At 41.0% G+C, this 16,230-nt stretch carries 15 protein-coding genes; 7 read left to right on the plus strand and 8 right to left on the minus strand.

Going from position 1 to position 16,230, the window contains the following annotated elements:
• Nucleotides 1-53: 53 nt before the first annotated feature.
• The 5 genes from BFS30_RS17645 to BFS30_RS17665 form a co-directional block, all read right to left on the minus strand.
• Nucleotides 54-1,235, minus strand: coding sequence for a THUMP-like domain-containing protein (locus BFS30_RS17645; RefSeq protein WP_069380500.1), 1,182 nt, complete (start codon nt 1,233-1,235; stop codon nt 54-56).
• Between the two features lie 11 nt (nt 1,236-1,246).
• The gene (locus BFS30_RS17650) at nt 1,247-2,521 is read right to left on the minus strand and encodes an aspartate kinase (protein ID WP_069380501.1); all 1,275 of its coding nucleotides are present in this window, start codon (nt 2,519-2,521) and stop codon (nt 1,247-1,249) included.
• Nucleotides 2,522-2,523: 2 nt separating this feature from the next.
• A complete protein-coding gene (locus tag BFS30_RS17655) occupies nt 2,524-3,330 on the minus strand; it encodes an RsiV family protein (protein ID WP_069380502.1) in 807 nt (268 codons plus the stop codon).
• Between the two features lie 69 nt (nt 3,331-3,399).
• On the minus strand, nt 3,400-3,867 hold the full coding sequence (locus tag BFS30_RS17660; RefSeq protein ID WP_069380503.1) for a GNAT family N-acetyltransferase: 468 nt from the start codon (nt 3,865-3,867) through the stop codon (nt 3,400-3,402).
• Nucleotides 3,867-4,559, minus strand: coding sequence for a YggS family pyridoxal phosphate-dependent enzyme (locus tag BFS30_RS17665; RefSeq protein WP_069380504.1), 693 nt, complete (start codon nt 4,557-4,559; stop codon nt 3,867-3,869). The genes BFS30_RS17660 and BFS30_RS17665 overlap by 1 nt, the downstream gene beginning before the upstream one ends.
• 71 nt (nt 4,560-4,630) lie before the next feature.
• Between BFS30_RS17665 and BFS30_RS17670 the strand changes: the two genes are divergently transcribed.
• The 5 genes from BFS30_RS17670 to BFS30_RS17690 are packed head-to-tail and all read left to right on the plus strand — an operon-like array spanning nt 4,631 to nt 10,086.
• Nucleotides 4,631-5,134, plus strand: coding sequence for a DUF4296 domain-containing protein (locus BFS30_RS17670; RefSeq protein ID WP_069380505.1), 504 nt, complete (start codon nt 4,631-4,633; stop codon nt 5,132-5,134).
• A gap of 8 nt (nt 5,135-5,142) precedes the next feature.
• Nucleotides 5,143-7,515, plus strand: coding sequence for an endonuclease MutS2 (locus BFS30_RS17675; RefSeq protein ID WP_069380506.1), 2,373 nt, complete (start codon nt 5,143-5,145; stop codon nt 7,513-7,515).
• A gap of 46 nt (nt 7,516-7,561) precedes the next feature.
• Complete coding sequence (locus BFS30_RS17680; RefSeq protein ID WP_069380507.1) at nt 7,562-8,659, plus strand: PQQ-dependent sugar dehydrogenase; 1,098 nt, start codon at nt 7,562-7,564, stop codon at nt 8,657-8,659.
• A 48-nt stretch (nt 8,660-8,707) separates the two neighbouring features.
• The gene (locus tag BFS30_RS17685; protein ID WP_069380508.1) at nt 8,708-9,409 is read left to right on the plus strand and encodes a CoA transferase subunit A; all 702 of its coding nucleotides are present in this window, start codon (nt 8,708-8,710) and stop codon (nt 9,407-9,409) included.
• Nucleotides 9,410-9,426: 17 nt separating this feature from the next.
• Nucleotides 9,427-10,086 (plus strand): CoA transferase subunit B, encoded by a 660-nt coding sequence (locus tag BFS30_RS17690; protein ID WP_069380509.1) that lies wholly within the window; start codon nt 9,427-9,429, stop codon nt 10,084-10,086.
• Nucleotides 10,087-10,154: 68 nt separating this feature from the next.
• On the opposite strand, the gene BFS30_RS17695 is transcribed toward BFS30_RS17690, so the two are convergent.
• Nucleotides 10,155-10,802 (minus strand): uridine kinase family protein, encoded by a 648-nt coding sequence (locus tag BFS30_RS17695; protein WP_069380510.1) that lies wholly within the window; start codon nt 10,800-10,802, stop codon nt 10,155-10,157.
• Nucleotides 10,792-12,060 (minus strand): LysM peptidoglycan-binding domain-containing protein, encoded by a 1,269-nt coding sequence (locus BFS30_RS17700; RefSeq protein WP_069380511.1) that lies wholly within the window; start codon nt 12,058-12,060, stop codon nt 10,792-10,794. The genes BFS30_RS17695 and BFS30_RS17700 overlap by 11 nt, the downstream gene beginning before the upstream one ends.
• Nucleotides 12,061-12,243: 183 nt before the next feature.
• On the opposite strand from BFS30_RS17700, the gene BFS30_RS17705 reads away from it, so the two are divergent.
• Both BFS30_RS17705 and BFS30_RS17710 read left to right on the plus strand, forming a co-directional pair.
• On the plus strand, nt 12,244-12,723 hold the full coding sequence (locus BFS30_RS17705; protein WP_069380512.1) for a Dps family protein: 480 nt from the start codon (nt 12,244-12,246) through the stop codon (nt 12,721-12,723).
• 102 nt (nt 12,724-12,825) lie between these two features.
• Nucleotides 12,826-14,643, plus strand: a complete 1,818-nt coding sequence (locus tag BFS30_RS17710; protein WP_069380513.1) for a UbiD family decarboxylase — start codon at nt 12,826-12,828, stop codon at nt 14,641-14,643.
• A gap of 58 nt (nt 14,644-14,701) precedes the next feature.
• On the opposite strand, the gene BFS30_RS17715 is transcribed toward BFS30_RS17710, so the two are convergent.
• On the minus strand, nt 14,702-16,201 hold the full coding sequence (locus BFS30_RS17715) for an OmpP1/FadL family transporter (RefSeq protein ID WP_069380514.1): 1,500 nt from the start codon (nt 16,199-16,201) through the stop codon (nt 14,702-14,704).
• Nucleotides 16,202-16,230: the final 29 nt, after the last annotated feature.

Here is a 16,230-nt window from a genome sequence, read left to right on the forward strand (position 1 = left end):
TTGCAAATGTTAAAGTATGTTAAAGAATGTTAAATTTTAGCAGGCTTAGTTATTTAATAATGCTGTTCAATAGTGCTGTCAATAATGAGGTATCCTTCCTTTTTGCTTTGGGTAAATATCAGGAAACGATGGTTGTCGGACTTGATTTTGTATTTCTTTACCAGGTTTTCTGCCTTGTCCTGGTAATTTCTGGCAATGACATTCGCCCTCAGGTCTTTTTCTTTTTTCAGGTCCGTAGCGGAAATGAGGCCGTTGATCCTGAATCTTCTGCCGGGGAATTCTTCGATAACCTGATCTGAAGTATACAATTGTGTCTGGGAATCCAGTTTCTGAAGGCCGTAACGGGAAGCGATGAGCTGAAATGCCCCCCCCTTTAATAATGCGGTATCGGGTTCATATAGGTATTGTTGCAAAGGACCTGGGGTAATTTCCGAATCGCTATGCTCTTCCCCTCTGAAAAAGCTAAAGGTTTTTTCCTGTTCATTGAGGGTGATACAGACAATCCTGACATCTTTTGCAATTGTTTTTTCTATAACCCAGAGCAGTTCTTTACATTCATTTCTAACACTTACGACATGGACTTCCGTAACATTTTTCAACTCTTTTATTCCGGCGCTAATGTCCAGAAAAGGAGCGGTTTTAATGATGATTCTGCTGGCCCGGGATAAAAGGAGATCCAGATTTTGAACCACATCAGGCGTACAATCCTTCAATTGGAATACCTTTCCAGTCTGACTTCTCCTTGCGGGGTCTATATAAATGTTGTCGAATTGACTTTGATTATTTTCAAGATAAGCTATACCATCTGTAGGGAGAAACTGAATGTTATGCTGATTTAGCGCTTTTGCATTATGAGCCGCAATTGCGGAGAGCTCCCCGTTGATTTCACAGTGGGTAACAGATTTCAGCCTTTTGGCAAAGTAGAGGCTATCCACACCGAAACCCCCGGTCAGGTCTATCAGGCTTTCTCCCCTGGCAAGCGTGGCTTTATAAGCTGCTGTGCTTTCTGATGAGCATTGCTCAATAGATAACAATAGGGGATAGTAGATCAGTTCCTGATGATACCAGGCAGGCAGTTTCTTTACAGATTTATTTTTTGCTGCAATCTGATTGGCCAGCTCTTTCGGGCTGACCTCAGGAAAGGGACTTTTAGCCATAGCGATTTTATGTACGTCATCATTTAAATGACTGTTGATATATTGTTGTACTTCGCTGTCTAAAATATGATCGTTCAATAGCTGATAATTTAAGAAATGACAGTCTGGTCTTTCATTACAACCTGACAGGTATGCCTGCTTTTAACTTCCAGCAAAATGTTTTTATTCACCGTTACCCGGTCAATAGTTTGCTGATTGTAATACCGGATGGTCACCAATTCCAGGCCTGTATTATATTTCACTTTATAATGAACAGACAATTCTTCAATCAGTTTTTGTAATTTCTCGGCATCCTCATCAATACTTACTGAAAAACTGATGGCGGAGTTTAACATAGTATTGATCTTCACCTTGTGTTTGTGAAAAAGATTGAAAATATCGCTTAGATTCTCCTCAATGATGAAAGAAAAATCCTTAGGAAATATAGAGATCAGGACCTGCTTTACCTTAAAAATGAAAGAGGGGATGGGCAATTGATTCTCCGCTTCAGTAATGTCTGTACCTTCAGCCTCCGGCTGCAGGAAGGAGCGAACATATAAAGGAATGTTTTTGTTTTGAATTGGTTTAATGGTTTTCGGGTGAATTACCGTTGCACCATAATAGGCCAGTTCTATCGCGTCATGGTAAGAAAGCTGTGGAATCCGTTCGGTTTCATCAAACCATTTGGGATCTGCATTTAATACGCCAGGAACATCTTTCCAGATGGTCAGCGACTCCGCATTCAGGCAGGAAGCAAAGATAGCTGCAGAATAATCTGAACCTTCACGGCCCAAAGTAGTAGTGAAGTTTTCACTCGTACCTCCTATAAATCCCTGGGTAACGCCAATGTGATGCTCCAGAACCGGAGAGAGATTTTGTAAAATCTCTTCTTCAGTCTTTTCCCAGTTTACATTGCCTTCCTGGTAATTGTTGTCGGTCTGAATAAAATTTCTTGCATCCAGCCATTTCGCATTGGCACCAGCAAGGTTTAAATAAGCGGCTATGATCTTGGTAGAAACGATCTCGCCTATAGAAACAATCTGGTCATAGATATAGTCAGGGGCATCAGTAGCCTCTTCCTCGATCAGCCAGTCGATTTCCACAAAGCTATTGGCAACGTCATTGAAGACGGGATGCTGATGATCCGGAAACAGTTTTTCCAGAATCTCAAAATGATAAGCTTTGACTTCCTCAAAAATCTGATGAACTTCTTCTTCTCCACGTAAATAGGCATGGGTGAGGGCTTCCAGTTTATTGGTCATTTTTCCCATCGCGGAAACCACGATCAGGAGTTTTTCTTTGGGATAGCGTTTAACAATTTGCGCAAGATTGATCACGCCCTCTGCATCTTTCACAGAAGCGCCTCCAAATTTGAATACGAGCATAGTTATGGTGTCGGACTGAGTAAAGTATTAGGTTTAGCAACGGCTTTTAGTTCACTGAAGGGAATAACCAGTTCAGTGCTTCCATAAGCATAAGCTTTAATTTCGTAAGGATTGTAAAGGAATTTTAAACCTTCTTTGGTAATGGTAAAGTTGCGGTTTAAGCTAAAAGTATCTTTTTCGAAGAAATAGTTGTCTTTCAGACTGGCTGTGGGACTTAATTTCTCATTTTTTCTAAATATTTTTTCTCCGATAGCGGTCAGCTCAGGAAGGCTTCCTTCTTTTATCAGTGATTCCAGTGTAATTTCATTTAGCGTTTTTGGATCCAGGTTCCAATATACCATGGCGCTGTTCGGATGAGCGCCACCCGCATAATTTACGTTGCTGTGCTCCAGGCAAAGGTAATCCGGCCGACTAACAAGCACTTTGGTCTGATCGTCAAGGAACCAGGCTCCCGACTGTGCCATTTCCGGATCCTTGTTAATGCTGTCAAATCCCTCAATAAAAGAAGCAGCAAGTTCTTGATAAGTTTTGTTTGTGCTTGTATCGGTTTGTTCGGCAGCCTTTATAGTCTTTTTCTCAATCAGCTGATTTAACTTTTGGTCTGTAAATACCGGATAGACAATTTTCGCATAGGCGGTGTCGGCATTGCCTTTTTCAGCAGTTTTAACTTGCTTGCTGAATACCTGAAGGCTGTCGTATTTGAAGGTTAAGTCACTGTTTTCAGTGCTGTCTGCCTGACCAGCCGTTTTCTTTTCACTCTGACAAGCGATAATGCTTAAAGAAATCAATAATATACCTAGTCTTTTCATCTGATGTTTTTATATTAGTTTAGTCCTTTTACCTGCAAAGGTCATGCCCTTCAGCGCGACAAAACCGAATTATTTTGAGATCTGTTCTTTCGAAAAGGAAGCATTTAACCAACCGGTTTCAATCTGAGCAGCATATTTATTGTAAAAATTAATAGCTGGTTCATTCCAGTCCAGTACCTGCCAGGTCATTCCGTTGTAGTTCTTTTCCTGTGCCTCTCTCATCACGGTTTCAAAAAGAATTTTGCCTACCCCTTTACCTCTGTATTGTTCGGTAACCAGGAAATCTTCCAGGTATAAACGACAACCTTTCCAGGTAGAATATCGGGTATAGTAAAGGGCAAAACCAATGATCTGTTGTTCATCTTCTGCCACAAAAGCTTTCCATACCGGTGCGGCTCCAAATCCGGCATCAATAAATTCGGCAAGGGTAACGGTTACTTCTTCCGGTGCTTTTTCATAAAGGGCAAGTTCATTGATCAGTTCTAAAAGTCTGGCACAATCTTCTTGCTTTGCAACTCTGATGGTGATGTTATTCATTAGGCTTCTTCTTTCCAGTGTTTAATTTTTCTTTTACCAAATATACTGCTGCCCACGCGAACCATGGTGCTCCCTGCTTCGATGGCCAGTTTATAATCTCCTGACATGCCCATGGAAATCTCTTTAAAGCTCTCTTCTTTTCTGAAAAAGCTAACCTTGATGCCGTCAAAAAGAACTTTCAGTTCTGTGAATTCATCCAGGGTTTGTTTTTCCTGAGCATTATTGCTGGCAATGCCCATCAAACCGACAATCCTGACATTTTTCAGCTGGGCGAATTCTTCGGAGCGCAGCAGTTCGATTACTTCATCAAAGCCAAGGCCAAATTTGGTGTCTTCATCTGCAATATAGATCTGAAGCAGGCAATCGATTACTCTTTTATTTTTTGCGGCCTGTTTATCAATTTCCAGTAACAACTTTAAACTGTCAACAGATTGAATCAGGCTGATGAAAGGGGCAATATATTTTACTTTATTGGTCTGTAAATGACCGATCAGGTGCCATTCAATATCTTGTGGAAGTTGTGCCTGTTTGTCTACCAGCTCCTGCACAATGTTCTCTCCAAATACCCTTTGTCCGGCTTCATAAGCTTCCTGCACTGCTGCCGGTTCCTGGTATTTGGAAACAGCGATTAATTTCACCGCAATCTCATCCAATTCGTTTTTATATTTTAATAAGTTATCTGCTATACTCATTTATCAGTATTTTTGGTAAAATTAATAACCTTAGCGAACTTTGTCTAAGAAATAATGATGTTTTAAGCATAATGAGAAACTTTCTATATATAGTCTTCCTTTTTTTACTGATTTCAGGCTGTAAACCCGGTATTCCTAAAGACATCATCCAACCGGATCAGATCTCGTCGATTCTGACCGATATTCATATTGTTGATGGTTACGTGTCTACGATGCCTAGTGCCGACTCGGCGAGGAAGGTTGCTGCGTCTTTTTATAAAGGTATCTATAAAAAGTATGGCATTGATTCCGCTATGTACGCAAAGAGTATGAATTATTACAACAGGGACCCCAGGATACTGGATGGGATTTATACCAGAGTAGTGGATGACCTGAGCAGACAAAAATCGGTTTTGCTGAAGTCTGATTCCCTGATAAATGCGAAAAATCAAAAAGAGTTATCTCTAAAAAGGACTGCTGATTCATTGTTGAAGGCAGATCCTGAATACAAAATCCGTTTTCTTCTGAAGGATACCACGAAGAAGATTATTGATTTTATTCAACCAAAGATGGTTTATAAAGAACCCAAATTATAAATATAAGTATGTTATATCCGGAGAATTGTTTAGAGCGTTTGGGTTTTAGTGAGGTCCGACAACTGATCCATAAGCACTGTCTGAGCCCGATGGGCCAGCAGATGGTCGATAAAATGCAGGTCATGACGAAGTATGACCAGATCAATAAGTTTTTACGTCAAACGAATGAATTTAAAAGCATCCTGGAAAACCAGGAGCCCCTACAGATCAGTACCTTTTTTGATATTAAAAGTCTTGCAGATAAAATCAAAGTAGAAGGAACTTATCTCGTAGAAGAAGAGTTACACCAAATATATGCCTCCTTGCAAACCGTATTTTCGGTATTGAGGTTTTTTGAAGAAAGAAAAGAAGTTTATCCCAACCTGGAAGCCTTATTGGAACACCTTCCGGTAGAAAAAAATATCCTGAAAAGAATTGAGACTGTCCTTGATCCTAAAGGAAAAATCAAACCAAATGCTTCGCCGGCATTGCAAATGATTATTGGCGACATTTCCAAGGCGGAACAGGATGTCCGTAAGCGGATGGACTCAATTTATAAGCAGGCCGTAGGAAACAACTGGGTGGCAGACGGAAGTCTGACGATACGTGATGGAAGGATGTGTATCCCGATCCTGGCAGAAAATAAAAGAAAACTGAAAGGGTTTATTCATGACGAGTCTGCGAGTGGACAGACGGTATATATGGAGCCGGAAGAGGTCTTTACTTTAAATAATAAGCTGAGAGATCTGGAGTTTGATAAACGCAGGGAGATCATCAGGATCCTGATTGCGCTGACTACTGATCTGAGGCCTTATACGCCATTATTGTTGTCATACCACGGATTCCTGACCAAACTGGATTTTGTTCGTGCCAAGGCTTTGTTTGCCATAGAAGTGGAAGCAGACATGCCGGTGCTGATCAAGGAGGCGAAGACAAAACTGATTAATGCCCGTCATCCTTTGCTCTATCTTTCCTTTAAAGCAGATAAAAAAACGGTTGTTCCTTTGAATATGCACATCACTTCCGACTTGAGAATCATACTGGTTTCAGGGCCAAATGCGGGTGGAAAGTCGGTTTGTATGAAAACCGTAGGGCTGTTGCAGCTGATGGTACAATCAGGTTTACTCATTCCAGTTCATGAATCAAGTGAGGTAGGGATTTTTGAAAATATCTTTGCTGATATCGGGGATGATCAATCCATAGAAAGTGATTTGAGTACTTATAGTGCCCATTTAACAAAAATGCGCTATTTCGTGGAACATGCTTCTCCGAAAACACTGGTGCTGATCGATGAGTTTGGGACAGGTACCGATCCTCAGTTTGGAGGACCTATGGCGGAAGCTGTGCTGGAAGTACTGAACAATAAGAAAGTAAGGGGAGTGATCACTACCCACTATTCTAACCTGAAGCTTTTTGCCGGGAATACCCCTGGATTAGAGAATGCCTCTATGCTGTTTGATAACGACAGAATGAAGCCGCTTTACGTCCTGGAGATTGGTAAACCCGGAAGTTCTTATGCTTTTGAAATTGCGCAGAACATCGGATTGCAAAAGGAAGTGCTGGAACTTGCAAGGATAAAAACAGGTACTAACCAGAACAGGATTGATAGCCTGCTGGTGGATCTGGAAAGGGAAAAGAAGCAGATTTATGATACGAAACTGCACCTGTCCAATCAGCAGAATAAAGTGAAAAACCTGGTCGCTGAAAATGAGAAGCTGAAGTTGTTTTTAGATGAGAACAAAAAAGTACTCATTAAGGAGGCAAAACTGGAAGCTCAGGCGATCATTAAGAACGCGAATAAACTGGTTGAGAATACCATTGCAGAGATCAAAGAAAATCAGGCAGATAAAACCGTTACTAAACAGCTTAGACAAAATCTGCAAAAAGTAATGGTTCAAAACCAGGTAAAAGAAGAAAAGAAACCGGAAGTTGCGGTACCATTAAATACGCCTATTGAAGTTGGAGATTGGGTACAGCTGAACAACAGCGAAACGACAGGGCAGGTGTTGGAAATCAACAGGGATAACCTGGTGGTTGCATTGGGTGATTTACGTTCTGTATTAAAGAAAAACAGGGTGTATAAGATCAGCAATAAACAGGCAAAAAAGGCCATACAAAACAATTCTTATACTGGTAGTATTTCTGAGGCAATAGGTAATTTTACTGCAGAACTGGACCTGAGGGGGATGCGTGGTGATAATGCACTCCATGAAGTGGAAAAATATCTGGACAAGTCCATCATGCTTGGCTTCCCATTCATCAAACTGATTCATGGAAAAGGCGACGGAATTTTAAGAAAGCTGATCCGTGAATACCTGAAAAAATATAGTCAGGTAAACCGGGTAGAGGATGAACATGCCGATAGAGGTGGTGATGGCATCACTTATGTATATTTCAATTAAGTAAACATATTCAGGACATTGCTGTTATATTAAAAAGCAATGTCCTATGAAAACCCTGATCATCAGCGCTTTTGCACTTCTGCTAAGCCTCTCTTCCTGTAAGAAAAACAAAACTAACGGCACAGGAGATCCGCTTCCTGATGCGGAATTAAAAACCCGGGTGTTGAGTTCCGGCCTGGTACACCCTTGGGAGATGATTTATGGCCCTGATCAACAAATCTGGATTACGGAACGACCAGGAAGAATTAGCCGGGTTGATCCGCAAACGGGAAAGGTCACTTTACTACATGCCATCACTGAAGTCGTTTCTAATGGGGAAGGCGGGCTGTTAGGTATGGCTTTACATCCCAATTTCAGTGCCAGTCCATGGGTTTACGTCGTATATAATTATGAGAGCGGTGGGGGTTACAGAGAAAAGGTAGTCCGCTTTAATTATGCAAATGGTACACTTAGTTCAGCTTTCACAATCATCGATCAGATTCCGGCGGCTTCTATTCACAATGGTTCCAGGTTATTGATCAGTTCAGATCAAAAACTCATGATCAGTACCGGGGATGCCAGTAATTCTGCAAACGCACAAAACAGGAATTCCCTTTCGGGGAAAATCCTTCGCTTAAACCTGGACGGGAGTATTCCGGCAGACAATCCGATAGCAGGCAGCCCAGTCTGGAGTTTTGGACACAGAAATCCTCAGGGATTAATTCAGGTAGGGGATAAGATTTACTCTTCTGAACATGGAGCAAGTAGTAATGATGAGATCAACCTGATTGTAAAAGGCAGAAATTATGGCTGGCCAAATGTAGAAGGTTTTTGTAATACGACTGCAGAGCAAAGTTTTTGCAGCACGAATAATGTGGCAGAGCCATTGTTTGCCTGGACGCCTACCATCGCGACTTCGGCCATTTCTTATTATAATTCTGACTATATCCCCCAATGGAAAAACTCTTTGTTGCTGGTTAGTCTGAAAGCTTCCAGGCTGACCCAGCTTAGCCTGAATCCTGCGGGAGATAAGATTACAGAAGCGAAAGATTTTCTGATCAATGAATTTGGCCGGCTGAGGGCTATCTGCCAATCGCCTGAGGGGAAGATTTATATCGCAAGCAGCAATGGCAACAACGATAAAATTATAGAAATAGCCAAATAAATTGTTCGAAAACATTTTATACTATAATTTAGTAGCAAAACCTTATATATGATCAATAAAGTAGTTTCGGGTGCTGATGAAGCCATCAGTGACATCGAGAATGGGAATACCTTAATGCTCGGCGGTTTTGGACTGTGCGGTATTCCTGAAAATTGCATTACCGCTCTGGTAAAAAAAGGCGTCAAAGATTTAACATGTATATCTAACAATGCAGGGGTAGATGATTTCGGAATCGGGCTGATGTTGCAGCAACGTCAGGTAAAGAAAATGATCTCTTCCTATGTCGGTGAAAATGCGGAGTTTGAACGTCAGTTGCTGAGTGGAGAGTTGGAAGTAGAGCTGATCCCTCAGGGAACATTGGCAACAAGGTGTATGGCCTCCGGATATGGAATGCCTGCAATTTTTACTCCGGCAGGAGTAGGTACAGAAGTGGCTGAAGGAAAGGAAGTGAGAAACTTTAATGGTAAGGACTACCTGATGGAATATGCTTTTGATGCGGATTTTGCAATTGTTAAAGCCTGGAAAGGGGATACTGCAGGAAACCTGATCTTCAGGTCGACGAGCAGAAATTTCAATCCGGTAATGGCTATGGCGGGGAAAATTACCATCGCTGAAGTAGAAGAGCTGGTGGAAGCTGGTGAACTCGATCCTGATCACATTCATACGCCAGGTGTATTCGTTCACCGTATATTTCAAGGGGCCGGTTATGAGAAAAGAATCGAGCAGCGCACAGTTAGAACAAAAAATTAATCCTATAAATTATTAGTATGTTGGATAAGGACGGAATTGCGAAGCGTATCGCAAAAGAAATCAAAGACGGATTTTATGTGAATTTAGGGATTGGTATTCCCACATTGGTAGCCAATTATATTCCTGCAGGAATCAATGTAGTCCTGCAATCTGAAAACGGACTTCTGGGAATGGGACCTTTCCCTTTTGAAGGAGAGGAAGATGCAGATTTGATCAATGCAGGGAAACAAACGATTACCACCTTGCCAGGGTCTTCTATTTTTGACTCTGCGCTGAGTTTTGGCATGATCAGAAGTCAGAAGATAGATCTGACGATTCTGGGTGCTATGGAGGTGTCTGAAAACGGAGATATCGCGAACTGGAAGATTCCAGGGAAAATGGTGAAAGGGATGGGTGGAGCAATGGATCTGGTGGCTTCTGCAAAGAATATTATCGTTGCGATGCAACATGTAAATAAAGCCGGAGAAAGTAAGCTCCTGCCGAAATGCACCTTGCCGCTTACCGGAGTGAATTGTATTAAGAAAATTGTGACGGAGCTGGCGGTACTGGATGTACTCCCTGAAGGAGGTTTTAAACTGATTGAAAGGGCACCGGGAGTGAGTGTGGATTATATCAGACAGGCAACCACAGGAAAACTGTTTGCTGAAGATCATGTTCCGGAAATGGTTTTTAACTAAGATAAAGAAGTCAGGGGAATGCCCCTAACCTAAATAAGAAAGGGACGCCATCGCGTCCCTTTCTTATTTTATTCCTGTTTGTGTTTACAGTATTTTACTTTTAAATCTACAGAGATTTCATCTGTGATTTTAATAATATCATCCGGAGTATCGAAATTGTTAACAATTACTTTATCGCAACTTTCTCTATACGGCAGTAAATATTCATGATATGCCGGAACGACATGGTTTATCCATTTATAAGTTACATCCTCTTCAGAGTAACCACGTTCCATTCCATCACGTTTGATGCGTCGTGCCAAGGCAACCGCATCTTCAGCCTCTACAAATATACGGTGATCCAGCATCGCTGCGATCTCCTCAAAATGCAGAATAAAAAGCCCTTCTACAATAATAATAGGAGCTGGGTTAATCTCCAGAATTTTAGTTACTGCCAAAGGATTATTGAAATTATATTCCTTTTTGTAGATCACTTCACCTTTGACCAGTTTTTTAATATCCAGTAAAAACTGCTCGTGATCAATGGTAGAAGGTAAGTCGAAATTATAGAGTTTGTTTTCTTCCTGGGTCATTTCTCCCACAGGAATATAATAGTCATCCTGGGATACCAGGGTAACTTCATCATTTTTAAAATGATGTAAGAAACAATTTAAAAAAAAGGTTTTACCGGAACCACTTCCCCCCGCAATACCAATGATAAATGGTTTATTGTTCATTGTCTTGTCCACCGTACGTTAAATTACAAAAAAATCTCTTGTCTAAGGCTCCTAATGCATCAGCAACAGCTTTAGTCATTACAATGATAACATCTTTTGTGGACTCATTCTCTGTAAATTTACCAACAACCTTTGCAAAGGTTGATCTGTTGCTCATTGGATTGGTAATTTTCATAACTGTTCCGATAGGGGCAGTACGGTGTAATACCAGCATTTTTGAGGGATCAAGATCCGGATCAGCAATCCAGATTCCTGTTCCTTTTTCGTCCATTTGGTTCAGGCCGTATCTGCTGGCAGGTAACCTTAAGGAAGGATTTTTTATAGAATTTAAAGTGTCAGTAGGGGTTTCTACTTCATTATGTGTCGGTTTTGCCGGGTATTGGCCTCTTATGATTAATTTCTGACCTACAGAAAGGGAGTTTGTATTAAGCCCGTTCTTTGCCTTTAACTGATCCATTGTCATTTTATAGGTAGTGGCAATGGAGTATATCGTTTCGTTGGAAGCAACAGTATGCACGAGCAGTTCTTCTGAAGCGGAAGAGTCTGTTGTTGCATTAACCGGTGTGTTTCTTGTTGGTGGCGCAGTAGTGGTTTGTGCTGGAGCTACTGGTTGTTTTTTAGGGAAAATCGGAACCAGGACTTCTTCTTTCTTCCTGTTTTCTATTGGAACGTTCTGCTGAGCCGTAACGGGAGGATTAGCAGCTTTTGTTGTGCCGGCAGTTTCTTGGGGTTGTTCTTCCACCACATTTTTGGCAGGGATTTTTAACAACTGGCCGATCTGGAGGTTAATTGTTCTCAGGTTGTTGACTCTTTTAATCTCATTTACCGTGGTACCATACTTTTCAGCAAGCATATTCAGGTTTTCTTTCTTCTGAACGGTGTGTTCTATCAATCCACCTTCCGATACCTCATTTGAACTATTTCCGGAAGTATTACTCTGATTGTTACCGGTTGTTTTACCAGCGGCATTTACTCTGGAAGGAGCCTGTTCTGCAACGAATGGAATATTAGTTGGTACTTTGATTACGACCCCGATTTGTAAAAACTTGTTGTCGTTGAAGGTCATGATGTCTTTTGGAACTACACTATACCTTCTTCCAATAGAATAATAAGTGTCTTTGGCTACTACCTGATGTAGGATTAGTTTTTTGCCGTTGCGGTTTTCTACCCCTATAGAATCCCGGGTACTGGTATTGGCATTAGCAGCAGATAGATTTAAAACCACTGCAAACAACGATACTATATAATATTTATACATTAATGTCTTGTTAAATTTAATGGGCAATTATACGAATAATAAAAGAAAGCGGGAATTTTGAATATTTAACGCTCATTTTAAAGTGGTATTGTACGCCAAAATAACAATTTTCAAAACCATTTATAAGCCCTATTGTTATATATGCGATCCCTATAATTACAACAAAATAAAAAAATAAATACCATGGACGCAAAAGAAATCAGTTTAAATGAGAAAAAAGTGAAACCTGTAGTAGATATGCTGAATGACTATCTGGCTAACTACCATATGCATTACCAGAAATTAAGAGGATGTCACTGGAATGTTAAAGGGCAGAACTTTTTTACACTACATATCAAATTTGAAGAATTATATACCAATGCCCAGTTAACTATTGATGAAATTGCTGAACGTGTGTTGACCTTAGGAAAGCCCCCTCATAGTCGTTTTTCAGACTATATTAAAGAGTCAGTGATTAAAGAGGCGGATACAATTGGAATGAAAGATCTGGATATGGTTGATGCCGTTTTGGACGATATGGCCCAGTTGATCCAAATAGAGCGCGACTTACTGGAGGCTACTGATGCAGCTGGTGACGATGGTTCAAATGATATGGTAAACAGGTTTATGCAATTCAAGGAGAAAAATACCTGGATGTTACGCTCGTTTGCCGGAAAGAAATAACAATAACTTCCCCCCAATGATAAGGACCATGCATTTATGCATGGTCTTTTCTATTTAATGGCTTTATGTCAAACAACAATTGTTTAATATCTTTGGCAGGTAATGGGATATAAAAGTTTAGCAGAATGCGTTGCCGATTTAGAAAAACACGGCCATTTAATCAGGATTAAAGAAGAAGTAGATCCATATCTGGAGATGGCTGCGATCCATTTAAGGGTATATGAGGAGCAGGGGCCTGCCTTGTTCTTTGAGAAAGTTAAAGGAAGCCCTTTTCCGGCCGTGTCTAACTTGTTTGGTACATTGGAGCGTTCCAAATTTATGTTCAGGGATAGCCTGGATAAAGTAGAGCAGCTGGTGAGGCTGAGGTCTGACCCAATGAAAGTGCTGAAAAACCCTTTAAAACTTCCTGGAATAGGCTTTACCGCATTAACTGCATTACCCCTAAAGCAGACTTTTAAATCCGTATTTAGCAAGACAACAATCAGTGCTTTGCCTCAGATTGTGAACTGGCCTATGGACGGCGGTCCGTTTATCACCATGCCACAAGTTTATACAGAAGATATTGATAAACCAGGAATACTAAATGCAAACCTGGGAATGTACCGCATTCAGCTTGCGGGCAACGATTACGTGAAGGACAAAGAAATAGGGCTCCATTACCAGATTCATCGTGGGATAGGGGTACATCAGTCAAAAGCCAATGCAAAAGGGCAGCCTTTAAAAGTAAGTATTTTTGTCGGAGGCCCACCATCTCATCCATTGGCGGCAGTAATGCCATTGCCGGAAGGATTGTCAGAAATGACTTTTGCCGGTGCATTAGGTAACCGAAGATTCCGTTATTTCTACGATGAGGAGGGATTCTGCATTTCTGCAGACGCAGATTTTGTCATCACCGGGACAGTTTATCCGCAGGAGAATAAACCTGAAGGTCCTTTTGGAGACCATTTAGGGTATTATAGTTTAACTCATCCTTTCCCATTGATGAAAGTACATAACGTATACCATCGCAAAGATGCAATATGGTCTTTTACAGTGGTTGGAAGGCCTCCTCAGGAGGATACCAGTTTTGGTGCATTGATTCATGAAATTGCCGGATCAGCATTGCCAAAAGAGATTCACGGTCTGAAGGAATTGAATGCGGTAGATGCGGCAGGCGTACATCCCCTGCTGTTTGCGATAGGAAGCGAACGCTATACCCCCTTTCTCAAAGAGCGCAGGCCTCAGGAGATATTAACTATCGCAAATCACATTCTTGGCAAAAATCAGCTGAGCCTGGCCAAATACCTGTTTATTGCTGCAAGAGAAGATGATGAAGCCCTGGATACACATCACATTTCAAAATTCCTTCAGCATATACTGGAGAGAATGGATTTCCCTACCGATCTGCATTTCCATACCAATACCACTATCGATACTTTAGATTATAGTGGTGATGGGTTGAATAGTGGTTCTAAGGTAGTATTTGCCGCTGCGGGAGAAAAACGCAGAATATTAGCTGGTCAGATTCCTGCTGGATTCAGTCTTCCTGAGTCTTTTAGTGATGCGCAGCTGGCCATTCCTGGAGTACTAGTCATTCAAAGCGGACCGTATCAGGATCAGCATCAGACGGAACTGGAGGTGGAATCTTTAAACCAACATTTAAAAGATAGGGACCTGGAGGGGATTGCTTTAATTGTTTTATGTGATGACAGTTCTTTTACCGCTGAAAACATAAATAACCTGGTATGGATTGCTTTTACAAGGAGTAACCCTGCTTCAGATATCCATGGAATAGGGGCGTTTACCACACATAAACATTGGGGATGTACAGGCCCAGTGGTTATTGATGCGCGTAAGAAACCTCATCATGCACCTGAACTGATAAAAGACCCTATAGTGGAGAAGAATATAGAACGGTTCTCAGGATTGTTTAAATCATAAAAAAGGGGTTGTAATTTACAACCCCTTTTCTTTTCTATTTTAGAAGACCATATCTTATTTAGAATCTTACTCCAAACGTCAGGAAAACATTGTTTCTGCCGGTTTTAATATTGGCAACAGGTTCCTGCTCATTATTTAAATAATAAGAATCCAAATCCACATTGTTTTCTACACGCTGGTAAGCAAGGTCAACGTAATAATTCCCTACACGATAACCTAAACCTGCACTATAAAAGTCAGTCGCAAAGTAAGAATCTTTATCGTTTTTAAGCGGAGTGCCATTTTTGCCATAACCTGCTCTTAGGCTCACTGCATTGTCAACTTTATACTCTGCGCCAACTCTGAAGTTTACTGCTTCTTTATAATTCGTTTTGATTTGTCTGTTGAGGTTATTTAACTGGCCCTGGTTATTGTCCTGGTCAACGGAATACTGCATGGTAGAATAATCAATATAATCCACATCTGCAGAAAGTAACGCCCGGTTTCCAATTACATAACTTGCGCCAAATGATCCCTTTAATGGAGTACGCAAGCGATAAGTAATGCTTGAAATACCATCCGGATTGGTGTAGATACCAGACAGTGGTCCACTATAAAGCTTGGAATCCATAGTCGTCGATTGGGTGTCATCAAAATACAACCAGGTAGGGGTTTGGAGGGTAGCTCCCAGACGGATATTGCTTTCAGGTCTGTAGATCAAACCAATACGTCCATTAAAACCAGAACCTTTTATTTCTGAGTTTACAAAGTAATTCATATCGTATTTTGTACCCATCGTAGGGGAGGTAGCGACTGTCGTACCGGATTCTGAAAATACACGGTCAGTCAGGTAGCGTACATTTACAAAAGCCACACTTGCTCCAATATAGAATTTATTTGAAATGTTCAGGGCTCCTGCGATATTCACTTCTGAGTTTGAACCACTTCTAACCTCTGATTGCCTTTGATTGCTAATACTAGCAGCATTTGATAAAAAGGCATCGGAAGGCTGATTGTATCTGATTAATTTACTGCCTTCAGCCATTTTCTCTACCGAAAAATCGTCTAATGTTCCGCCATTGTGGAATCTGTTGGCTTCCTCAGCAAAGTAATCTGTAATGGAGTTTGGTGCATTCTGACCTTCGTAAACATAATTTGCAGTAAAATCATTATTGCGGTTGTATCCGATCCCGAATACGGCGCTGATTACTCCTTTTGATGGATCCTGACCTTTAGGTTTAAAGGTTGGACTATAAAATACCACACCCACATTGTTCAGGTTAAATTTATTTTTGGTGGCGTCTGTATTCTGACCTAAATAAGTGGCTTTACCTTTTATCATATTAAATTCAGGAGTAAGGCTGAATTCTGATTTGGTGAATAGGCCAAGGCCGGCAGGGTTGCCGCCTAATGAACTCATGTCTCCACCAACTCCGATCTGGGCACCGCCCATACTTTTAAACCTTGCAGAACTTCCGTAATTGGTTTGTGAAAACCTTAGTGCATCGGCCGTAATTTGAGCATATAAACTTCCTGTAGTGGCTACTATAGCCACTAAGGACAATAAAAGTTTTTTCATGTGTGTTTCTGAATAATAAAAAAATGATC

The sequence above is a fragment of the Pedobacter steynii genome, assembly GCF_001721645.1.
Lineage (GTDB): Bacteria > Bacteroidota > Bacteroidia > Sphingobacteriales > Sphingobacteriaceae > Pedobacter > Pedobacter steynii_A.

Bases quoted from the DNA above. Each gene is read 5' to 3' on its own strand.
- BFS30_RS17650 (WP_069380501.1), bottom strand. From the start codon at position 2,521: ATGCTCGTATTCAAATTTGGAGGCGCTTCTGTGAAAGATGCAGAGGGC.
- BFS30_RS17655 (WP_069380502.1), bottom strand. From the start codon at position 3,330: ATGAAAAGACTAGGTATATTATTGATTTCTTTAAGCATTATCGCTTGT.
- BFS30_RS17660 (WP_069380503.1), bottom strand. From the start codon at position 3,867: ATGAATAACATCACCATCAGAGTTGCAAAGCAAGAAGATTGTGCCAGA.
- BFS30_RS17665 (WP_069380504.1), bottom strand. From the start codon at position 4,559: ATGAGTATAGCAGATAACTTATTAAAATATAAAAACGAATTGGATGAG.
- BFS30_RS17670 (WP_069380505.1), top strand. From the start codon at position 4,631: ATGAGAAACTTTCTATATATAGTCTTCCTTTTTTTACTGATTTCAGGC.
- BFS30_RS17675 (WP_069380506.1), top strand. From the start codon at position 5,143: ATGTTATATCCGGAGAATTGTTTAGAGCGTTTGGGTTTTAGTGAGGTC.
- BFS30_RS17680 (WP_069380507.1), top strand. From the start codon at position 7,562: ATGAAAACCCTGATCATCAGCGCTTTTGCACTTCTGCTAAGCCTCTCT.
- BFS30_RS17685 (WP_069380508.1), top strand. From the start codon at position 8,708: ATGATCAATAAAGTAGTTTCGGGTGCTGATGAAGCCATCAGTGACATC.
- BFS30_RS17690 (WP_069380509.1), top strand. From the start codon at position 9,427: ATGTTGGATAAGGACGGAATTGCGAAGCGTATCGCAAAAGAAATCAAA.
- BFS30_RS17695 (WP_069380510.1), bottom strand. From the start codon at position 10,802: ATGAACAATAAACCATTTATCATTGGTATTGCGGGGGGAAGTGGTTCC.
- BFS30_RS17700 (WP_069380511.1), bottom strand. From the start codon at position 12,060: ATGTATAAATATTATATAGTATCGTTGTTTGCAGTGGTTTTAAATCTA.
- BFS30_RS17705 (WP_069380512.1), top strand. From the start codon at position 12,244: ATGGACGCAAAAGAAATCAGTTTAAATGAGAAAAAAGTGAAACCTGTA.
- BFS30_RS17710 (WP_069380513.1), top strand. From the start codon at position 12,826: ATGGGATATAAAAGTTTAGCAGAATGCGTTGCCGATTTAGAAAAACAC.
- BFS30_RS17715 (WP_069380514.1), bottom strand. From the start codon at position 16,201: ATGAAAAAACTTTTATTGTCCTTAGTGGCTATAGTAGCCACTACAGGA.